Genomic DNA, 18726 nt, shown 5'->3' with positions numbered 1-18726 from the left:
AGACTATCATCTAAGGGAGAGAACGAAATGCAAAACTCGAGAAAATCATTAACGAACGCAGCTCAAAAAATAATTGTCGCCGTCCTTGCATTAACTGTAGTTTTCGGTCCACTTTTCAGTACAGATGCGGCAGCCCAGCCAGCTCTACCACCGGATCCGGCTCAAAAGCAGACGGCAGTGAAAACAGAACATGAAACACCGATTCAGTATAAGATTCAGGCCAAACTTCATGAAAACAATATGACGATGAAAGGGATCGTCGATGTTACCTATCGAAATACAAGCAAGGATGTTCTGTCGGAATTGGTGTTTCATACATTTGCCGATGCGAATCGTTCCAAATCTACACAACACCAAATGTTTATAAGACAAAACGAAGAGATCAGCAAGGAACATCCTGAGAAAAAACCGGAGGATTTTTTAGGTGGAATCGATATTAAAGGAGTGATGTCTCAAGGTAATCCCCTTCAGTATATCCATAAGAATCAATCCTTGACGGTACCGCTGAAACGTTCTCTGAAGCCTGGTGAAACCGTGTCGGTTCAGGTGGAATTTGATCTGAAAATACCATACGGGATGCAGCGAATTTCGTATTACAAAGATATCATCAATGGAGCGCATTGGTTTCCGGTGTTAGCGGTCTATGACGAGAATAAAAAGCAGTGGAACAAAACGCCGTACAGTACGACATTTGAGACCGATTATTATACGTCTTCGGACTATGAGGTCGAGTTTAACGTGCCGGATAGCTACCAATTAGCTATGCCTGGCACCATGACAACAAGAGAAAGTACAGAGAAGGGCAGAAAAATAGTATCCACTACAGCCCCCAATATTAGAAAATTCACTTTCTTTGCCAGTCCTAACTTTAAAGTAGAGAGTGTTACGCGTGACGGCCTTACGATAGAATATTTTTACCTCGATAGTTTCCCGGAAGAGGAGAAGCTGGTAGAGGAATATATTGACCAGGCTTTTAAAGCAATACAATTTTTCGGAGAGAAGTATGGAAAATACCCATACCCGGATTTCCGTATCGTTGAAACGTATGTCGAGGGGGTAGCATTGGAGCATGCTGGACTAATCCAGATGGGACAGATTCACCCGAATTCAGCTCCCGCAAGGGATTCAGTATTTATCCATGAAATCGCTCATCAGTGGTTCCATTCCTTGATCGGGAACAATTCCGAGACCGAGTCTTTCCTCGATGAGGGGTTTGCTGATTTTTCAAAAGTATATTTTGCAGAGAAGCAGGGGGATACCCTAAGCGGATTTAAAGCGATCCAATTTGATGATTTCCCGGCAGAACGGCCTATAGCATCCACCAATAAAGAAGTGGAGGGATGGGAGAGCACGGTTTACTATGATAAAGGGCGGCAAGCGATTTACCAGTTGTACCGTCTTGTGGGTGAAGAGAAATTTGATGCTTTTATGAAAGAATATTTTAAGCGTTATGTGCACAAAAATGCTACAATAGACGGGCTTTTGCAAACGATTGGCGATACTTTAGGTAAAAAGGCAAAGAAAGAAATGAAAACGGCTTTGTATCAGCCGGATTACGTATTAAAGCCAGAGTACCAGCTGACAGAACAAGAAAGAACTGAATTTATTCGAGAACAATTCAAGGAAATTTATGAATTAACGTTATCACATCATTCGGATCTGCCCTTTGAAACGATGAGCCGGGTCATGGAGAGGGGGCTTCAAGGTGAGCCGATTACCCTTGTGCTCAGTGATCAAGTCAGCAAGGCGGTCAATGCACAGCAAGAAACTTTGGTCCTTCAACTGATCAGTTTGTTTGATCTGACCGGGATCGAGTATGAGATCATTGAGGATCGGCAGGAATTGAAAAAGAAGCTGAACAAGGAGCTTGGAACGAGCCATCTTATCGTCATTGGTAATGCAAAATCGAACGGTCTGATTCAAGCGATGAAGCCCGGTATCATTCAGCAGGCGAGCAAGATTGGACTGAACTGGAAAGATGCGATGAATAAACCTAAGGCGTCAGGGGCGTATGTGATTCGTCATCCTCATAACCAGAATCGACTGCTGCTACATTATTTTTGGAATGGAGAACAATTAACGGACGAAAGCTTTGAACCGTTTATAACGAAGATGCAGGATACCCTGGTCTTGATCGATTCTTTTTACCAGTATTATGTTATGGACAAGTCTGGAAAAATCGTGGCAGACAAGAAAATGGAAAATCTTCTATCGGAGTATTTTATAGTAGAATAGTTGAACAGATATCTGTTTTACACCGCACGCCCAAGTAAAGGCGTGCGGTGTATTGTGATTGACCGGTGTGTTCACTTATGAACTTTCTCATGAATAGCGGTTAATAAGCTGGGAGAATTTTAATAGTTAGGAGGGATTAGAATGGCAATTCAACAAAAGGTGCTTATTGTGGATGATGAGGACGATATTGTGAAGCTTCTTCAAACTGTATTGATCAAGGAAGGCATTGAACAGGTGTATACCGCAGGAACGGCAGCTGATGCCTGGCTTGAATTCCAGAGAAGAGACCCTGATCTAGTCATACTGGATATCATGCTGCCGGATGGAGAAGGCTATGAAGTATGTAAAAAAATACGAAGCGTATCGAATGTCCCGATCTTTTTCTTGTCGGCAAAGACGGAGGAAATTGATAAAATATTGGGATTTGCCATCGGCGGAGATGATTACATTACCAAGCCTTTTAGTCCTAAAGAAGTCGCTTACCGAATCAAAGCCCGCTTTAGAAGGGCGGAGTTTTCAGAGCCGGATGTACCGGTGAAACAGGTCATTAAAGCAGGCCCATTTGAGTTGGACGAGGAAAAAGTAGAGTTTCGGAAAAACGGAAAGGTCATCCCGTTAAAGCCGAAGGAGCTTGGTTTGTTAACCCTTCTTCTTAAACATCCTGGGCAAATCATGAGCAAGGAGAGCTTGTATGATCAGGTATGGGGTGAGGAATTTTTCGGTTTTGATAATACCGTTATGGTCCATGTGCGGCGATTACGGGAGAAGATTGAGGATAACCCGTCCAATCCCCAGTTTCTGATTACGGTAAAAGGGCTCGGATATAAGCTGGTCGTAGAGGATGAATAGGACATGAAGTGGAGATTAACGGGCAGATATCTGTTTTCTGTTGTTCTGATTGTAATTATAGTCATCATTATGAACATCGTGGTGGTTTTCGGGTTATTTGCCTACCAAATGTTGAATGATGACTTTCTAAAGCAGCAAGAGGAGGTCTCTGCTCAATCGATAGCCCGTTCCTTTAGTGAACATATTTTTATGACTGAAGAAGGTGTATCGATTGATGACAGCGGGAAACAACTGCTTCAGAAGAATAAGGCGTGGGTGCAAATTCTTGATGAGAATGGACAGGAAGTTTACCGATATCTTGCTCCCGAAAAGGCAAAGACAAAGTATAGCCCTGTAGATGTTGTTCATATTTACAAATATATGGATGAAGATTTGCTTTCTACGGTTTTTATAGGCGAAGCAACCGGATCAAACACCCGATATAGTTATGTGCTCGGTTTTAAAGCTCCCGGTCTGGAGCGGATGGTGTTCACCTTCGATGTTCAAAGCTTCGGCCAGATGCTAAAGATGTTTAGCCTGACATTGATTGCCGTTGACGGATTGATAGCGCTCTGTATTGCCTATATTTTCAGCAAGAGATTAACCAAGCCGCTCCTTCTCATCATTGATAGTATTAAGAAATTGGCGGGCAAAAATTACAACGTCCACCATAAGCCCAAGGGAGTTTATAAAGATGTATTTCATAATGTGAACCATTTATCCCATGAACTAAAAGCGAGTGAAATGGAGCGCAAGAAGCTGGATCAAATGAAAGAAGAGTGGATCAGTAATATTTCACATGATATCAAAACTCCGCTGGCTTCGATCCAGGGGTATGCTGAGATGATGAAGGACAGAGAGTACCAGTTTTCTATGGATGAAATGAGGGATTATGCCGAGATTATTGAAGGCAAGTCAATCTATCTTAAAGAGGTTATCGAAGATTTGAATTTGTCTACAAGATTGAAAAGTAAAGAATTGACCCTTCATAAAGAAACAGTAAACATCGTGAGTGTAATTCGGGGCATTGTTATCGATACGCTTAATGATGCACGCTACTCTAACCGTAATATTGAATTTCAGTTCAGCGATGAGGTTATTCCATTAGAGGTTGATCAAATTCTGATTCGCAGAGCGATCAGCAACCTGATCTACAATGCGATTGTCCACAATGATGAGCATATTGTGATTAAGGTACAGGTAGAAAAGAAGGAATCCGGGACGTGGATTCGTGTTCAGGACAACGGCAAGGGGATTCCAGAGGAGGAACTTGACCGAATCTTCGATCGTTATTACCGGGGAACCAGCACCGGCGAGCTGCATAAGGGCTCCGGACTTGGCATGGCCATTGCGCGCGACATCGTGATCGCTCACGGCGGTAATATCCAGGTGACCAGCGAAATCGGTATAGGAACGACCATTGAAATCAAGCTGTAAATACCACTTGAAACAGTGAACTGGATGAATGCAAGTGAAACCAACAAGATAAACAAGAATCAAAATCAGACAGCGAGGTAAACATGAGCAAACGTAAGAAATGGATTTTAATATCTATACCGGCAGCAATCGTTATCATCTTGTCGATATCTATCATATTCAACAAAACGTACCGTACAACGTTCGAGTCACTGCCTGATCTGGATCAGCAGATGTTAACCGAACTTTCCAATATCTATAAGCAATTTGAGCAGTCTCCTGATATACTCTGGAACGAGGATTATGCTTTTGATACCAAACCGCTTCTGCTGGTTCGGACGAACAAGGACCGGGGCATTTTCCGCAAAGAAGCTTTTGCAGTGAATGTTCCGCTCCAGAACAGCCTGTTTGCCCAGGAGATCAAGATGCCGGAGTCGATGGGGCTCCCGAAGGTGTACCGGGTCAGTCGATTTGCGCCAAGCACTTTGTATACCTGGATGCCTATTAATTTTGGAACGGTCCAGATCCAGGATACCGAAACGATGTTCTATCGTTACTATCCCCGAATGTTCAGCGATCCGGAGCTATATTTTGACTTTTCCTCATTTTTGCTGCATGAGGGGTTTCATATTTTTAAACAGAAAGAGTGGAGCTATGATGCGGATGAGACATGGTGGATTGATGAGGATTACCCTGTAAACGAAGAACAGTATGCGCTTATGGGCATGGAGTATAAGCTGCTGGATTTAGCGATGGCGGAGAGCCGTCCTGAGAAGGTAAAACCATATTTGCACGATTGGACCGTCGTTCGTAACTACCGCTATGCAAAATGGCCTTTATTGCAAGGAGAGACAGGAACGGAAGCGATTGAAGGAACTGCACGTTATGTTGAGTATCGATACAATGAGCTTATGGGCAGGAAGTTGACGGTATTAGCCGCTGAACAGCCGCCTTATCACGCGACATTTATGCAGGTGTTTGATTTTGTGGCTGACGGTCAGATGCAGCAGGAATTCCTGAAGCGAAGTATGCGATATGAAACGGGAGCTGCGCTCGGCATGCTGATGGACAAAGCGAATATTCCATGGAAGAACGAAATGGAGGACACACCGGATCAACCGGGTATGACGCAGTACGACATTTTGAATGACTATTTTGATCTGAAGAAAGCTGCGGATGAAGCTAAGATCAAAGAACTAAAGCAGGAGCACGATTATAAAAAACTGCTGGAGCAAGGTCGGAAAATTGCAAATGGAACGGTTTAAACCGCGTGTATCGCGGTTTTTTTGTGTGCGGAAATTTAAGGAAAATTTAATAATTAACCATACATTTTCTTAAATACTTTTTCCTATTCTTAGGCATGGGTGAAGAAACAGGAGATCAAGAAAAGGGGCTTTCAGCTTGGAAATATTGAACTAAATCGTTGAAAGGATGGATGAAAACAACTATGAAAAACTGGCTCCGTAAGGATGCTTCAGCGGCGATGTTCTTCCTCGCGCCAAGCGGTGTCGGCTTTGCACTCTTTTACCTGATACCCTTTGTCATGGGGGTGTACTATTCCTTTTTGAGCCATACGATAGACGGTGAATTTGTCGGTCTCGACAATTATCGGGAGCTGCTGGCGAGCGGTTCTTTTCACAAGGCTGCATCTAACACTTTCTTTTTCAGCGCGGTCAGTGTTCCGCTTATGCTGATCCTGTCACTCGGCTTAGCCATACTGCTCAACAAAAATACATATATTCAAAAATGGCTGCGGACGGCCTATGTTATGCCCTTGGTCGTTCCCGTTGCCTCCATCATTATGATCTGGCAGTTGCTATTTGATTGGAACGGCTCCGTGAATGCCTGGCTAAGCATGTTGGGATATGAGCGTGTGGATTGGATGAAGACCGAATCGGCCCGTCTTGTCATCATTATGGTATATATCTGGAAAAATATAGGGTATAACGTCATTTTATTTTTGGCAGGACTTCAGCAAATTCCGAAGGATTACTATGAAACGGCTCAGATTGAAGGGGCAGGCCGATTTCGGCAATTTCGCAGCATCACACTGGTTTACCTGACATCTACAACATTTTTTGTGGTGATTATGTCGATCATCAACTCATTCAAGGTATTCCGGGAAACGTATTTGATCGCTGGCGACTATCCGCATGACAGCATCTATATGATGCAGCATTATATGAACAACATGTTCATGTCGCTTGACATTCAGAAGCTGACTGCAGCGGCGACCTTGATGTTCGGTTGTATATTGCTGATCGTTCTCGCGTTGTTTGCATTTGAACGCCGACACCGGCAGTACATGGAATAGGAGGTAAGTGAAATCTGTGCGAGCAGTCCAAGTATTGAAGAAAAGTATATTAACTGCCTTTATGGGTGTCATTGCATTGATTTTGATCTCACCTATTGTGGTCACGTTCACAAATTCGCTCATGACCGAGCTGGAGATCGAGATTAATTACGGACTCATTGGGCAAATGAATGAAACGACGGATGGAAGCCCTGCTCCATTTGCGAATTTAAAATTGATCCCGGATAAAGTGTCGTTATCCCAGTACGGTAAGGTCTTCCTGGACAATCCCAAATATTTGACGATGTTTTGGAATTCCGTGTTTATAGTCGTGCCCATTATCGCAGGACAGACTCTCGTTGCGGCGCTGGCGGCCTATGCATTTTCCAAGCTGAAATTCCGGGGTCGGGACTCTTTGTTTCTCATCTATGTCCTAACGATGCTGATGCCGTTTCAAGTCACGCTGGTACCCAATTACATTATGGTGGATAAGCTTGGTCTGTTGAATAGTTCGGCCGCCATTATATTGCCTGGCATTTTCGCAGCTTTCGGTGTGTTTATGCTTAGACAATTTATGCTGGATATTCCGTATGCCTACATCGAAGCGGCCAAGATGGACGGTGCAGGTCACCTGCGTATCTTTTTCACCATGATGGTTCCGATGATCAAGCCTGGGCTGGCGGCACTTGTGATCCTGCTGTTTGTTGATTATTGGAACATGGTGGAACAGCCGCTTGTTTTTTTGGACGACCCGTTCAAACAGCCGCTATCCGTTTTCTTGTCCAGGATCAATGATGGCGAGCGGGGAATTGCTTTTGCAGCGTCCATCCTTTATATGACCCCGATGGTGCTGTTGTTTCTGTATGCAGAATCATATTTCATCGAAGGCATTCAGTTATCAGGAATTAAGGGTTAGTGTGGGCTACAGTTTTATAGGAGGAGAAGGAAAGATATGGAGCTAGGAAAAGGGGCGGCTGACCGAAAACGGAAGCGAATAATACAAGTGGTGTTTATCTTATTTATGGCTTTGCTGCTGTTCTTTACACTGTTTAGCAACACATTGCAGTCTCTGACCATGCCGAAGGTAAGTACGGAAAAACCGAAGTTTGGGAGTCTCGCATTGACCATTGAAGGGAGCGGCATCCTTGCCCCTGTTGCTGAAGCCAAGCTTTTCAGTACTACCGATTGGAAGGTCCAACAGATTTTTGTAAAGGAAGGGGACCGGGTCAAGAAGGGGCAGAAGCTGGTTACTTATGATAGTCAACCGGCGAGACAGGAACTGGAGCTGGAAATAACAAATTTGGAAAGGCAAAAAATCGAGCAGCAAAATCTTCAGGATCAGTACATTCTTTCTTCGATTGAAGAAGACGAGATCAAGATGCGGAATGCGAAGCGTGAGATCGAGAAAGGCAAGCTCGATATTGCTGCCCAGGAACGAAAAATTCACGACATGCAGGAGCGTTTGAACCGTGATCAGGTGCTGATGGCTCCGTTTGATGGGATTGTAACGAAGCTGAATGCCGTTGAAGGATTGGCATCCGCTGGTGAGGCGGATGTGATTGTTGCCAACAGCAGCCAGGGCTACCGGTTTGAAGTTCAGGCCGATGCAAGGAAGTTGTCTGCTCTAGGAATATCCGCTGGAGAGCAGATTGATGTTGAAGTCGATCTGGATCAAGAGCAGCAAGCGAGCACATTGGAGGGTGTCATTGAAGAAATCACCCGCGCTGAGCCGCTCATGGAGAGCATGTCCGGTGAAGAAGAAGGGAAGAGCGTGGCTCTTCCGCAAAAGCTGCTTCGCATTAAGCTTGTGGATGCCAAGCTGAAAGGCGGAGAACAAGCCCGGATCAACATCCGGAAAAATTCGCTTCAGGAGGGGCTGCTTGTTTCAAGTGAGGCGGTTCATCAGGATCGGGAGGGCATGTACGTATTTATCGTTGAAGAGCAAAGAGGTCCGCTCGGCAATGACTTTATTGCCCGTAAAGTCAATGTTCAATCCAGCGAGACAAGCGGCAATATGACGATGATTCAATCCGACAGCATCTTTGAGGAGGATAGAATCATTTTGAAGAGCGGTGAACCACTGCAGGACGGAAACCATGTGCGCTTGGAATGATGCAAGCATGAACGACAAGAAAATCTAAGGAGGATATGAACAATGAAAAAATGGCTATTATTTTTATCTATAGGTGCTATACTTGCAAGCTTGACCGCATGTGCTTCAGGAGGAGGCGGTGAAACAGCAGAAAAACAGACCAAGGATGGCAAGACATTGCTCACGATGTCCGTACAGGAATCAAGTCCTTATTATGAAACGCTGGAGAAGACGTTTGAAGCGAAAAACCCGGATATCGACTTGGAAATCCATTCGTACAAAAATGTAGGGGAAAAATGGGGACCGGGTGATTTCGAGAAATACCAAAAGACGACGAATACGGCCATGTTGTCCGGAAAGGGTATGGATATTATTGAAATGGGGGGCTTGCCGCTTGAGGACTATGTAAGCAAAAAGCTCCTGCTGAACATGAATGATCGGATGGAGCAGGATCAGACGCTCGATAAGAACGATATGATGAACAGTGTTCTGGACGTGCTGAAGCTGGATGGAGGATTATACACCGTTCCGTCAGGGTACTTTGTAAGAACGTTTGTTGGTGATGGTGATATTTTGAAGAGTTCTCAGGTGAAGCTGGACGATAAAACCTGGGACTGGAAGGAATTTGAGCGAGTGTCTAAGGAAATGATTCAGCAGGCCGAAAAGAGCGGCAAGAAAAATCTCTATGCCTTGGCGTTTTATCCGCCAGATATTTTACTGCAGGAGATGCTGGTCGATAATTATGCGCAGTTTGTGGACAATATGGCTAAAAAGGCGAAGTTTGACTCCCCTGAATTTGTCACAATGCTCGAGCAGATCAAGAGTATGTATGATAACAAAATCGTAACGGAGGAATCAGCGGAGGAAGGCCAGCAGTTGTTCTATTCCTCTGCGATTTTGTCACCAACCGATTTCATTGAAGGGCCGTATATGCTGTTCGAAAACCCTACATTTATACATACGCCGCGTTCTGGGAAAGGCGATGGAGAAAGAGGTTCACGGGTGATCCCTGCATCGCAGTTTGCGATCCATGCCAAATCCCCGGTACAGGATGAAGCATGGAAGCTGATTACCTTTATGCTGTCGGAGGAAGGGCAAACATTGCAGGAGAGAGAAGGATTTTCGCTGCTGAAATCGGTGAATGAGAAAAATATGAATGATCTTCAAAAAAGAGTGACAAGTGGAGAGTACAAGCTTCCAACTGGTGAAGCGCCCAAGGTGACGGGCGAACAATTTGACGTGATGAAGCAGCTCATTCTGAATGCCAATGAATATACCGGATTGAATGGTGAAGTGTTGATGATTGCCGGGGAAGAGTCGCAAGCTTATTTTAGCGGACAAAAGTCTGCGGAGGAAGTGGCCAAGCTGATCCAGAACCGGACTACTACCTATTTAAACGAATAACGAATAGGACGATGCAGCAATGAAGCAGCCCACATTCGTGTGCTGCTTCATTGTTAAAACCAAAGGATCATGATCGCCATCATTTCCATGTCAATGATGTTTTTGTATAGGGGGTATCCTGATGTATAAGTCAAAAAAGACATATGCTGTACTACTTCTTAGTGCGGCGCTGTTATGTCAATCCGCTTCATTTGAGGTTTACGGAGCACCTGCTGTTGCGTCCGCTTCCAAATCGGCCCCGGCCATGTTTACCTTGGATAAACTGGGATCTGTTACATTGAAGCGTAATGTCAGCGTAAAATTAACGAACATGGATGTCTTGTCCCAGCCAGGCGGCAGCATTCTCGTATACACGCTTCAGTATAGTAACAGGAGCGGAAGCAGAGTCGATCTTATGGATTATTTCTCCAAGGTTACGCTGCCGAGCGGTTCGTCTGTCAAAGGCAAGGTGATAACAAGTGATGCAAAGAAAAGAACGGTGCCAGCAAACAGCAATCTTACGGTGACGTACTATGCCAATATCGGCAAGGCATCATCGTTAAGCGGGGTCAAACTGTCCGTCTTTGGATGGGATTTCAGCGGTGCGGATTATCAGAAGAAGCTGGGGACCTTCAAGATCCCTGCGAAATATTCCTCCATCGTGCCGAAAGGAAAAAGCAAGAAGGTGGTCATAAACAACCTCCCTGTTATGGCTAAGGCAACAAGCTTGCAACGAATGAAACGCGGCGGAAAAATGTACATGAGAGTTGGGGTTAACTTTTCCAATAGAGGTAAAAAGGCTTTAAACGATCCTGGGTTTAAGGCATATTTAAAGTCAGCAGGCGGCTCTGTGTATGAACTTGTCCCGGAAGATGACGCGAAAAGCCGTTTTAACATACAACCGGGGCAGCAACGGACACTGTATTATGTGGCCGAGGTTCCTTTAAAAGTGAAAACGAATAATATGATGCTGCAATTCACACAGGATGACGAGGCTCTGAATATTACATTACCTGTTATAACCTTTAAGCTTCCGGCAGTGACTTCTATTCAGCCTGTCGCAGATCATGCTGTTAAAAAAATATACGAAGGCCATCATGCGATTGAAACCCAGTTGAAACATACTTCCGTCTATGCAGAGAACGACATAGGAAAATGGAGCCTTCAGTTCCGTATCAAAAATCTTGGCGATAAATCCGTCAAGCTTCCGGCTTATGAAGCTTCCATTCAAACCTCTGAGGGATACAGCATCCCGGTGGATGCTAAGGCGCTTTCCAATGTTACACTGAAACCGATGGAAGAAAGGCTTATTGAACTAGGCGCGGAAATACCATTAACGATGCAGCAAAACGAGCTGCAGCTGCAATTAATGAAGCCTGCGGAAGAAGGAAAAGTCAGGTTCCCGACCGCTCTTTATAAAATTCCTTACACGGAGGAAGGTAGAAATTATGTGGGGATCGAGAACCAAATCGAGAACCGTCACGGAACATTCGGGGTTAAGTTGGGCTCTTATCAACGCTTGCCATGGGGGGATAAGGATCAGATTGCAGCTCGAATCAGCCTTAGAAACACGAAAGGATCGACCGTTCAGCTACCTGAGCTAAAAGCAATCGTAAAAGCAGGCATGCGTGATCTTAGCGGCACAGCTCAAATTGTGAACCCGAACGATCAGACCACATTGGCGCCGAATGAAACAGCTGAGCTGTATGTGTTAGCCCAGATACCTTACTCTTATGATTTCAGGCAATTGCGAATTGAACTGCAGGAAGTTTCGGGAGAAGAAACTGAAAAATTTTTGGCACTGAGTACGACTGCACTCAACAATGTGATGAAGCAGGTTGATGCCGCCGACTCTTATTCCATCCAGACTCCGGGCAAGAAAGCGGAGGTCCGTGAACGTCTGTCGACCGTTTATAAGGATAGCAGCTCCCATTTGATTTATACGGAGTTGGAGATGACTAGTCAGGAAAAGCGTCAATCCAGTCAAGCCCAGTTGGTTGCTTACTATAAAACACCAGATGACCAATATTTTGAAGCTAAGGTTAACCAATCATCCGATCGAACAAGTCCAAACGGGAAAAACCTGGTTACTGTCTGGAGTAAGATACCGATGAACGTGAATCCTTCGCAGCTTGTATTATATGTTGGTGAAGGTGTTGCGGAAGGAAGACTGACTGCACCAGGAGAGGCTTCTACGGGATCTATCAATACCGTTGGATTAGCCCTGAGCCCGAAAGTGATACAACCGGCTAAAAATCTGCAGCATGTTGAAATGTTCCCATACCGTCTTTCGATTACAAGAGGCGAATCCTTCCTTAGTGAAGGGAAAGATATGATTGATATCGTTCTTCACTACAATCTCTCCCGAAACAGCGATTACGAAATGGGGCCTTATGAGCATAAGCTGATTTTGGAGATCGTCGACCCGACGGGACAATCTACTGTGAAGATGTTGACGCCAGGAACGGATTTGACGATTGGCGGCAACAATACCTACGCTGTGACGATGAACGGTAACTTCCGAAAGCTCAATAGCGGAGGGGGAATTCGGATCAATCTGTATGACGAGTTCCAGGGACGGAGAATGCTGCTTGGCAGCCAGTCCTATCCGCTTGTATATGAGCAGCCAAGAGAAGAATAATTTGCGGGGGGCGAATTCGTTTAGAGCCGGGCTTTTTGTTAAACAGGAGCCCGGCCTTTTTTATCGAGGGCAACCGGAAGCTTAAAACATGCTCCACTCCATTTCTTTAGAGATCATCTCGAGCAATTGAACACCGGCCTGGCTGTTTCCCTTATCATTAAGTGCAGGCCCGACTACACCGATGCCGTATCGTCCGGGCACCAGTGTCATGATGCCGCCGGATACCCCGCTTTTTGCCGGCAGCCCTACATCAATGGCGAATTCCCCAGATGCATTGTACATGCCGCATGTGGTCATGAAAGTTCGGGCAATTCGCACATATCGGCGAGGAATAAGCTGTTTGCCGGTCTGCGGATCGATACCGCCCAAAGCCAAGACCAAGGCCATGCGCGCCAGATCAGCGCAATTCACCAAGATGGAGCAATGATGAATATAAACATCCAGAATTTCCTCGACTGGCGTTTCCAGCACACCGTTTTCTTTTAGAAAATACGCAATCGAACGGTTGAGATTTGCGTTTTCCAATTCGGATTGGTACACATCCATATCGTAACGAAGCCGGTCATTTCCAGCGATTTTTCTAAAAAAATGCAGGATTCGCTCGATTTTCTCCTGGGGAGAGCTTCCATGGATTAACGAAGTCACGGTAATGGCACCTGCATTGATCATAGGGTTGAATGGGATGCCGGGTCTGACAAGCTCCAGCTTGAGCATGGAGTTAAAGTTGTCGCCTGTCGGTTCCATACCGACTTTACGGAAAACAGCGTCCTCACCATTGTCCATCAAGCTTAAAATCAGTGTAAAGACCTTCGAGATGCTTTGCATTGTAAAGTGCATGTGGCAGTCGCCTGCAGTTGCGACATCGCCATTAGCGTCAAGCAGAGTGATGCCCAAAGCGTCAGGAGGGGCTTTAGACAGTTCGGGTATGTAGGAAGCTACTTCGCCGCTGGCTGCGTAAGGCAGACTTGCTTTAATCCAGCCGGGCAATTGATTTCGGATCATTTCGATCTCGACAGATGACATTTGCAAAACTCCTTTCTAAAGAAACGGTGAAGCAAGATGTTTCATTCTATAAATAATTTAACATTTTAACCTTAAACATCCCATGATAATATTAGATCATTCGAAAAAGCATTTTTTTCGCAATGAATTATACGGCGGGGGAGAATGTAATTGTCGATACGTGTACGTCTGTTGCTTTCATTTACGATCGTGCTTATGGTTACGATTGTCTTATTTGCATCCAGTGCATATTTAATAACGATTGCTGTGACGGGAGATGTGCGCAGTTTTAGTGACTTTTATAAAAACCATTATAAGCTGAACCCGCTGTCAAAATCCGAGGAACGCATCTTTCTGGAACTCAAAGAGCTTGCCAAGACAGACCCAGAGAAGCTAATGGATGAGGAGCTGCTAAGCGATTATGATTTTCAGCTGCGAATGATCCAAGCGGGCTTATATGTTCGAAAAGAATTGAAGCAGGTGTTTGTATCTCCGTCACTGCGTGAACCGAATCTCGGCGCAGCACTGCCTGATTACGAAATGGCCAATAATCAGATTCGCAATACGATGAACTATGGAAGCCGTTTTTTTGCCTATGCGAAGTTTGACTTTACATTTCCAGACAAGGACCGGGGAAGTATTTACGTACTGCGGGAACGAAGTCCGTTCGCCGAGATGATCCGCAAGCTGTTTCCGATCTTGATCGGTCTGCTGCTCGCTATTCTTTTACTTATGAACTGGCTATTATTCCGTTTAATTACACGTTCCATCATCAAGCCGCTTAATGGACTTCGGCAGTCTGCAGAGCAGATTAAGGATGGGGATCTTCATTTTGAAGTGAAAGCGCAAAGCAATGATGAAATCGGGCAGCTTTGTGTTTCATTTGAAGAGATGAGGCGACAATTGAAACACTCCGTTCAGCTGCAACTACAATATGAAGATAACCGAAAAGAGTTGCTGTCGAGTATTTCACATGATCTGCGAACACCGATTACGACGATTAAAGGTTATGTGGAAGGCATCCGTGATGGTGTCGCCGATACACAGGTTAAAATGGATAAATATCTGGATACGATTCATTCGAAGGTAATCAGTCTGGATCGCCTTGTGGATGAACTGTTTTTATATTCGAAATTGGATTTGAAAAGGGTTCCTTATTCATTTGAGCATACCGATCTTGGCCGATTTTTGGAGGACATCACTGAGGAGCTGCGGTTTGATTTGGATCTGCAAGGCATTTATATTGAAGGAACATATCCTGACAGCCCAATTACGGTTGTTGCCGATCGCGACAAGCTGAAGCGGGTTGTCTTGAATCTAATCGATAACGGTGTGAAGTATATGGATAAGGACGAGAAGATCATCACCGTTTGCGTTTCGAAAGAGGAGACCTTTGCGAAGGTCGAGATCCGTGACAATGGCCGGGGTATTCCGGAGGAGCAGCTCCCTTATATTTTTGAACAGTTTTATCGAGGAGATGAATCTCGCAGCGGAGATGTTGGAGGCAGCGGACTGGGACTTGCCATTGCACAGCAGATTATCGAGGGTCATGGCGGGAGTATATGGGTGGAAAGCCAGTGGAGACAAGGCAGCTCGATTTATTTTACGTTGAAAATGGTGACGAATCCGGCCAGTGGGAGTGGTGAGTGATGGCGAATATTTTGATCGTGGAAGATGAGCTCGCAATTGCAGAGCTGCAGCGCGATTATTTTGCATTGCATGGATTTGAGGTTGATATTTGTTTGACGGGTACGGAAGGATTGCAGCGTGCACGGGATGGCGGGTATGATCTGATGATCCTTGACCTGCAGCTGCCGGGAATCGATGGATTCGAGTTGTGCAAGCAAATCCGGGAAATCTGTGATGTGCCGATCCTCATCGTATCCGCCAAAAAAGAGGAAGTGGATAAAATTCGCGGCTTCGGTCATGGTGCCGATGATTTTGTAACGAAGCCATTCAGTCCGAGTGAATTGGTCGCAAGGGCCAAAGCTCATTTGTCCCGATATCAGCGGCTTGTCGGCAGCAGTAAGAAGGAATCCACGGAAGAAATCCACATTCGGGAATTAACGATTGATAAGGCATCACGCCGTGTTTATGTTCATGGTAAGGAGGTTGCTTTTACGGTCCGAGAATTTGATCTTCTCGTCTTCCTTGCGATGCATCCAAACAGGGTTTTTAGCAAAGAAGAGCTCTTTGAGCGGATATGGGGGCTCGAGTCCATGGGAGATATCGCAACGGTAACAGTGCATGTGCGGAGATTGCGTGAGAAGATCGAGACAGATCCATCGAATCCGCAATTTATTGAGACAATTTGGGGAGCGGGATATCGTTTTTCCGTGTGAGTTTGGCTTGACCGGCGTCATTTCGAAGTTCTTTCGAAGCTGTTTAGAAATTATTAATCTTTCGTTTCGAAATGGTTTAGATTCTGCATATATCATTGGATTAAGGATATGGAATCTAAGCAGAGAGGAAGATAGATGATGAAGAAGCCGCACCAAAAAATAGCATTGCTTGCAGCAGCAGCCGTTGTCGGAACAAACATATTTATGAGTGGAAGTGTAACTGCAGATAAGTCTGCCAATGTCGGCAAGAAATCTAGTGAAATCGCAGTAACAGCGAAATCTGATTACGGTTCATATGAGGAAGCGATCGCTCAGCTTATGCAACAGGGCGTTATTTCAGGTTATTCCGATGGAAAGATGAAGCCTCATCAAAACATCAAGCGTGCGGAATTCGCAAAGATGCTCGTGCTTGGACTTAAGTTGGAGAGCAACAAAGATGATATACAACTGGAAGATGTAAAACAGGCAGATTGGTATTATAAATATGTAGATACAGTAGCTGAGCTCGGTGTGATGAAAAGTGAGGATGGCAAGTTCAAGCCGAACAGCAATATTACACATGCGGAAATGGCAGAGGCGATTGCCAAGGGATTACAGCGTGACGTGATGTCTATACGTTCTTGGATGGATGGTTATTCTGCTGATCAATTTGCGACACGCGGCGATGCGCTCCAACTGTTGGCAACATCGCAAAAGTCCATTCGTTCGGAATCTGCAAAAATGACAAATATCCGCTCGCTCAACAAAGTAACGATGGAAGTAACCTTTAACCAACCGTTAACGCAGGAAAATGAAAGTTTGGAAGCAGGCATGAGTCATTTTGTATTTGACAACGGACTGAAACTGGTTAATCAGCCGCGCCTGAAAACAGGTTCATTCTCGACTTATATTTTGCCGACAACGACACAGACGCCGGGTACGACCTACACACTTAATTATAGAGACAGTCAGAGCTTGAAGGTTGAGGCGAGTGACGAGTTAATCCGCACGAATGAAGCACGACAGGTAGACAAGGATTCCTTCGAAATTGAAGTTCTGAAATCGGACGGTGTAGTGGACTACGGCTATATGATCTCTGTATATTCCGGAGGACGAGGCAGCAATGCTATGATATTGGATGAGAACAATACCAATAACGGTCAACAATATCAAATTGTCCCCTCTTTGCGCAGCCGAAACGTAATGATTACACCAGAGGGCGGTGAGCCTATGACAGCTCACTATCTTCCATTCACACAATCCACAGACGGCAATCAGGAGCCGAAGTTCCGTCTGGCGAATGGGGCAAAATTGAAGCCGGGTGTAAAATATACTGTAACCTCGGATTGGCTGACTTTGAAGAACCCGGCATTCGTTGCAAAGGAAGCGGCGTCCGTGCAGATAAATTCTGTTGCACAAGTTGATGCATCTCATCTGAATGTAACTCTTTCACAAGATCCAGGTGATGAAATCTTTGTTCAACGTGAAGTGAAGCTGACGGGTTCAGATGGTTCGGAAGCGAAGGCACAATACACAGTACAGAGCCGTAAGGGTGCAACGGGTACGTTTGTAATGCAAAACGAAGCCAAATTGACAACAGGTGTGACTTATACGGTACAGCCAATAGGCGATTGGGCTGTTTCTCCTGAGGCATTGACTTTACAGCGAAGTAGCAGTTTGAATCCAATCCTATTCTTGTCGCTCCCGAAGTCTGTTAATTCGCATAGGGAGTAGCTGTATGTGGTATTATTTCTTAAAGGATGTGGGGCTTCTGATGAAGTGGCATACACTTATGTTAAGCTTCGTGTTTTTCATTCAAGGCTGTTTTTCAGGTGGTGCAAGTGATGCTGTAGAGACTGTAGAGACGAGTAAACCTGTTAAGGAGGAGAGCGCTTTGACAGAACAACTATTTCAGGCCGTAACGGAAAAAGATACAGATGCTGTCGTGAATATCATTCAAAAGGGAGTGGACATTGATGCACAGGATGCCAAGGGGCAGACGCCGCTTTTGATCGCTACCCGTAATAATGATGTCGCAACAGCAGAGGTTCTTATCGATGCGGGCGCAGACGTGAACATTCAGGATAACATCAAGGATAGCCCTTTTCTGTATGCGGGAGCTGAAGGGTATTTGGAAATATTGAAGCTTACGATCGATGCAGGAGCAGACCCTAAAATAACGAATCGGTATGGTGGAACGGCTTTAATTCCTGCCTCGGAGCATGGTTATGTAGAGGTCGTGAAAGAGCTGCTTACACGTACAGAGATCGATGTGAACCATGTCAACAATCTGGGTTGGACAGCATTAATGGAAGCGGTTATTTTGAACGATGGCGGTGAAAAGCAGCAGCAGACGATACAAATACTGATTGATCATGGAGCTGATGTGAATATTGCCGACCGGGACGGCGTTACACCACTCCAGCATGCACGAAATAAGGGCTTTAAAGAAATAGAGCAAATCCTGTTGAAGGCAGGCGGGAAGTAAACCGGATACTGATTTTCCAAAGGACAT

General features: G+C 45.1%; 14 protein-coding genes. 13 read left to right on the top strand and 1 reads right to left on the bottom strand.

What is annotated here, in order from left to right; translation table 11 throughout:
• Positions 1-27 precede the first annotated feature (27 nt).
• The 9 genes from C8268_RS19835 to C8268_RS19795 all read left to right on the top strand — a co-directional run bounded on the left by C8268_RS19835 (position 28) and on the right by C8268_RS19795 (position 12888).
• Positions 28-2235 (top strand): M1 family metallopeptidase, encoded by a 2208-nt coding sequence (locus tag C8268_RS19835; protein WP_106769266.1) that lies wholly within the window; start codon positions 28-30, stop codon positions 2233-2235.
• A gap of 141 nt (positions 2236-2376) precedes the next feature.
• Entirely contained in the window at positions 2377-3084 is a 708-nt protein-coding gene (locus C8268_RS19830; protein ID WP_106769265.1) for a response regulator transcription factor, read from the top strand.
• Between the two features lie 3 nt (positions 3085-3087).
• Positions 3088-4500 (top strand): sensor histidine kinase, encoded by a 1413-nt coding sequence (locus C8268_RS19825; RefSeq protein WP_106769264.1) that lies wholly within the window; start codon positions 3088-3090, stop codon positions 4498-4500.
• An 83-nt stretch (positions 4501-4583) separates the two neighbouring features.
• Positions 4584-5744, top strand: coding sequence for a hypothetical protein (locus C8268_RS19820; protein ID WP_106769263.1), 1161 nt, complete (start codon positions 4584-4586; stop codon positions 5742-5744).
• Between the two features lie 182 nt (positions 5745-5926).
• On the top strand, positions 5927-6793 hold the full coding sequence (locus tag C8268_RS19815; RefSeq protein WP_106769262.1) for a carbohydrate ABC transporter permease: 867 nt from the start codon (positions 5927-5929) through the stop codon (positions 6791-6793).
• Between the two features lie 61 nt (positions 6794-6854).
• The gene (locus tag C8268_RS19810; RefSeq protein WP_199794988.1) at positions 6855-7688 is read left to right on the top strand and encodes a carbohydrate ABC transporter permease; all 834 of its coding nucleotides are present in this window, start codon (positions 6855-6857) and stop codon (positions 7686-7688) included.
• A gap of 36 nt (positions 7689-7724) precedes the next feature.
• Positions 7725-8885 carry an efflux RND transporter periplasmic adaptor subunit gene (locus C8268_RS19805; RefSeq protein WP_106769260.1) on the top strand — a complete coding sequence of 387 codons (1161 nt, stop codon included), beginning with the start codon at positions 7725-7727 and terminating at the stop codon, positions 8883-8885.
• 42 nt (positions 8886-8927) lie between these two features.
• Entirely contained in the window at positions 8928-10268 is a 1341-nt protein-coding gene (locus tag C8268_RS19800) for an ABC transporter substrate-binding protein (RefSeq protein ID WP_106769259.1), read from the top strand.
• A gap of 121 nt (positions 10269-10389) precedes the next feature.
• Positions 10390-12888, top strand: coding sequence for a hypothetical protein (locus tag C8268_RS19795; protein ID WP_106769258.1), 2499 nt, complete (start codon positions 10390-10392; stop codon positions 12886-12888).
• Positions 12889-12969: 81 nt separating this feature from the next.
• Here C8268_RS19795 and glsA read toward each other — a convergent pair whose 3' ends face one another.
• Positions 12970-13911, bottom strand: a complete 942-nt coding sequence (glsA, locus tag C8268_RS19790) for a glutaminase A (RefSeq protein ID WP_106769257.1) — start codon at positions 13909-13911, stop codon at positions 12970-12972.
• A gap of 150 nt (positions 13912-14061) precedes the next feature.
• Here glsA and C8268_RS19785 point away from each other — a divergent pair, with 150 nt between their 5' ends.
• The 4 genes from C8268_RS19785 to C8268_RS19770 all read left to right on the top strand — a co-directional run bounded on the left by C8268_RS19785 (position 14062) and on the right by C8268_RS19770 (position 18699).
• Positions 14062-15540 carry a HAMP domain-containing sensor histidine kinase gene (locus tag C8268_RS19785; protein ID WP_106769256.1) on the top strand — a complete coding sequence of 493 codons (1479 nt, stop codon included), beginning with the start codon at positions 14062-14064 and terminating at the stop codon, positions 15538-15540.
• Positions 15537-16232, top strand: coding sequence for a response regulator transcription factor (locus C8268_RS19780; protein WP_106769255.1), 696 nt, complete (start codon positions 15537-15539; stop codon positions 16230-16232). The genes C8268_RS19785 and C8268_RS19780 overlap by 4 nt, the downstream gene beginning before the upstream one ends.
• A gap of 135 nt (positions 16233-16367) precedes the next feature.
• The gene (locus C8268_RS19775) at positions 16368-17945 is read left to right on the top strand and encodes an S-layer homology domain-containing protein (RefSeq protein ID WP_106769254.1); all 1578 of its coding nucleotides are present in this window, start codon (positions 16368-16370) and stop codon (positions 17943-17945) included.
• Between the two features lie 4 nt (positions 17946-17949).
• On the top strand, positions 17950-18699 hold the full coding sequence (locus tag C8268_RS19770) for an ankyrin repeat domain-containing protein (RefSeq protein ID WP_420094254.1): 750 nt from the start codon (positions 17950-17952) through the stop codon (positions 18697-18699).
• The last annotated feature ends 27 nt before the right edge of the window (positions 18700-18726 follow it).

The sequence above is a fragment of the Paenibacillus faecalis genome (assembly GCF_900289175.1).
GTDB classification, from domain to species: domain Bacteria; phylum Bacillota; class Bacilli; order Paenibacillales; family Paenibacillaceae; genus Paenibacillus_AQ; species Paenibacillus_AQ faecalis.
This window is presented reverse-complemented; position numbering and strand designations above follow the sequence as displayed.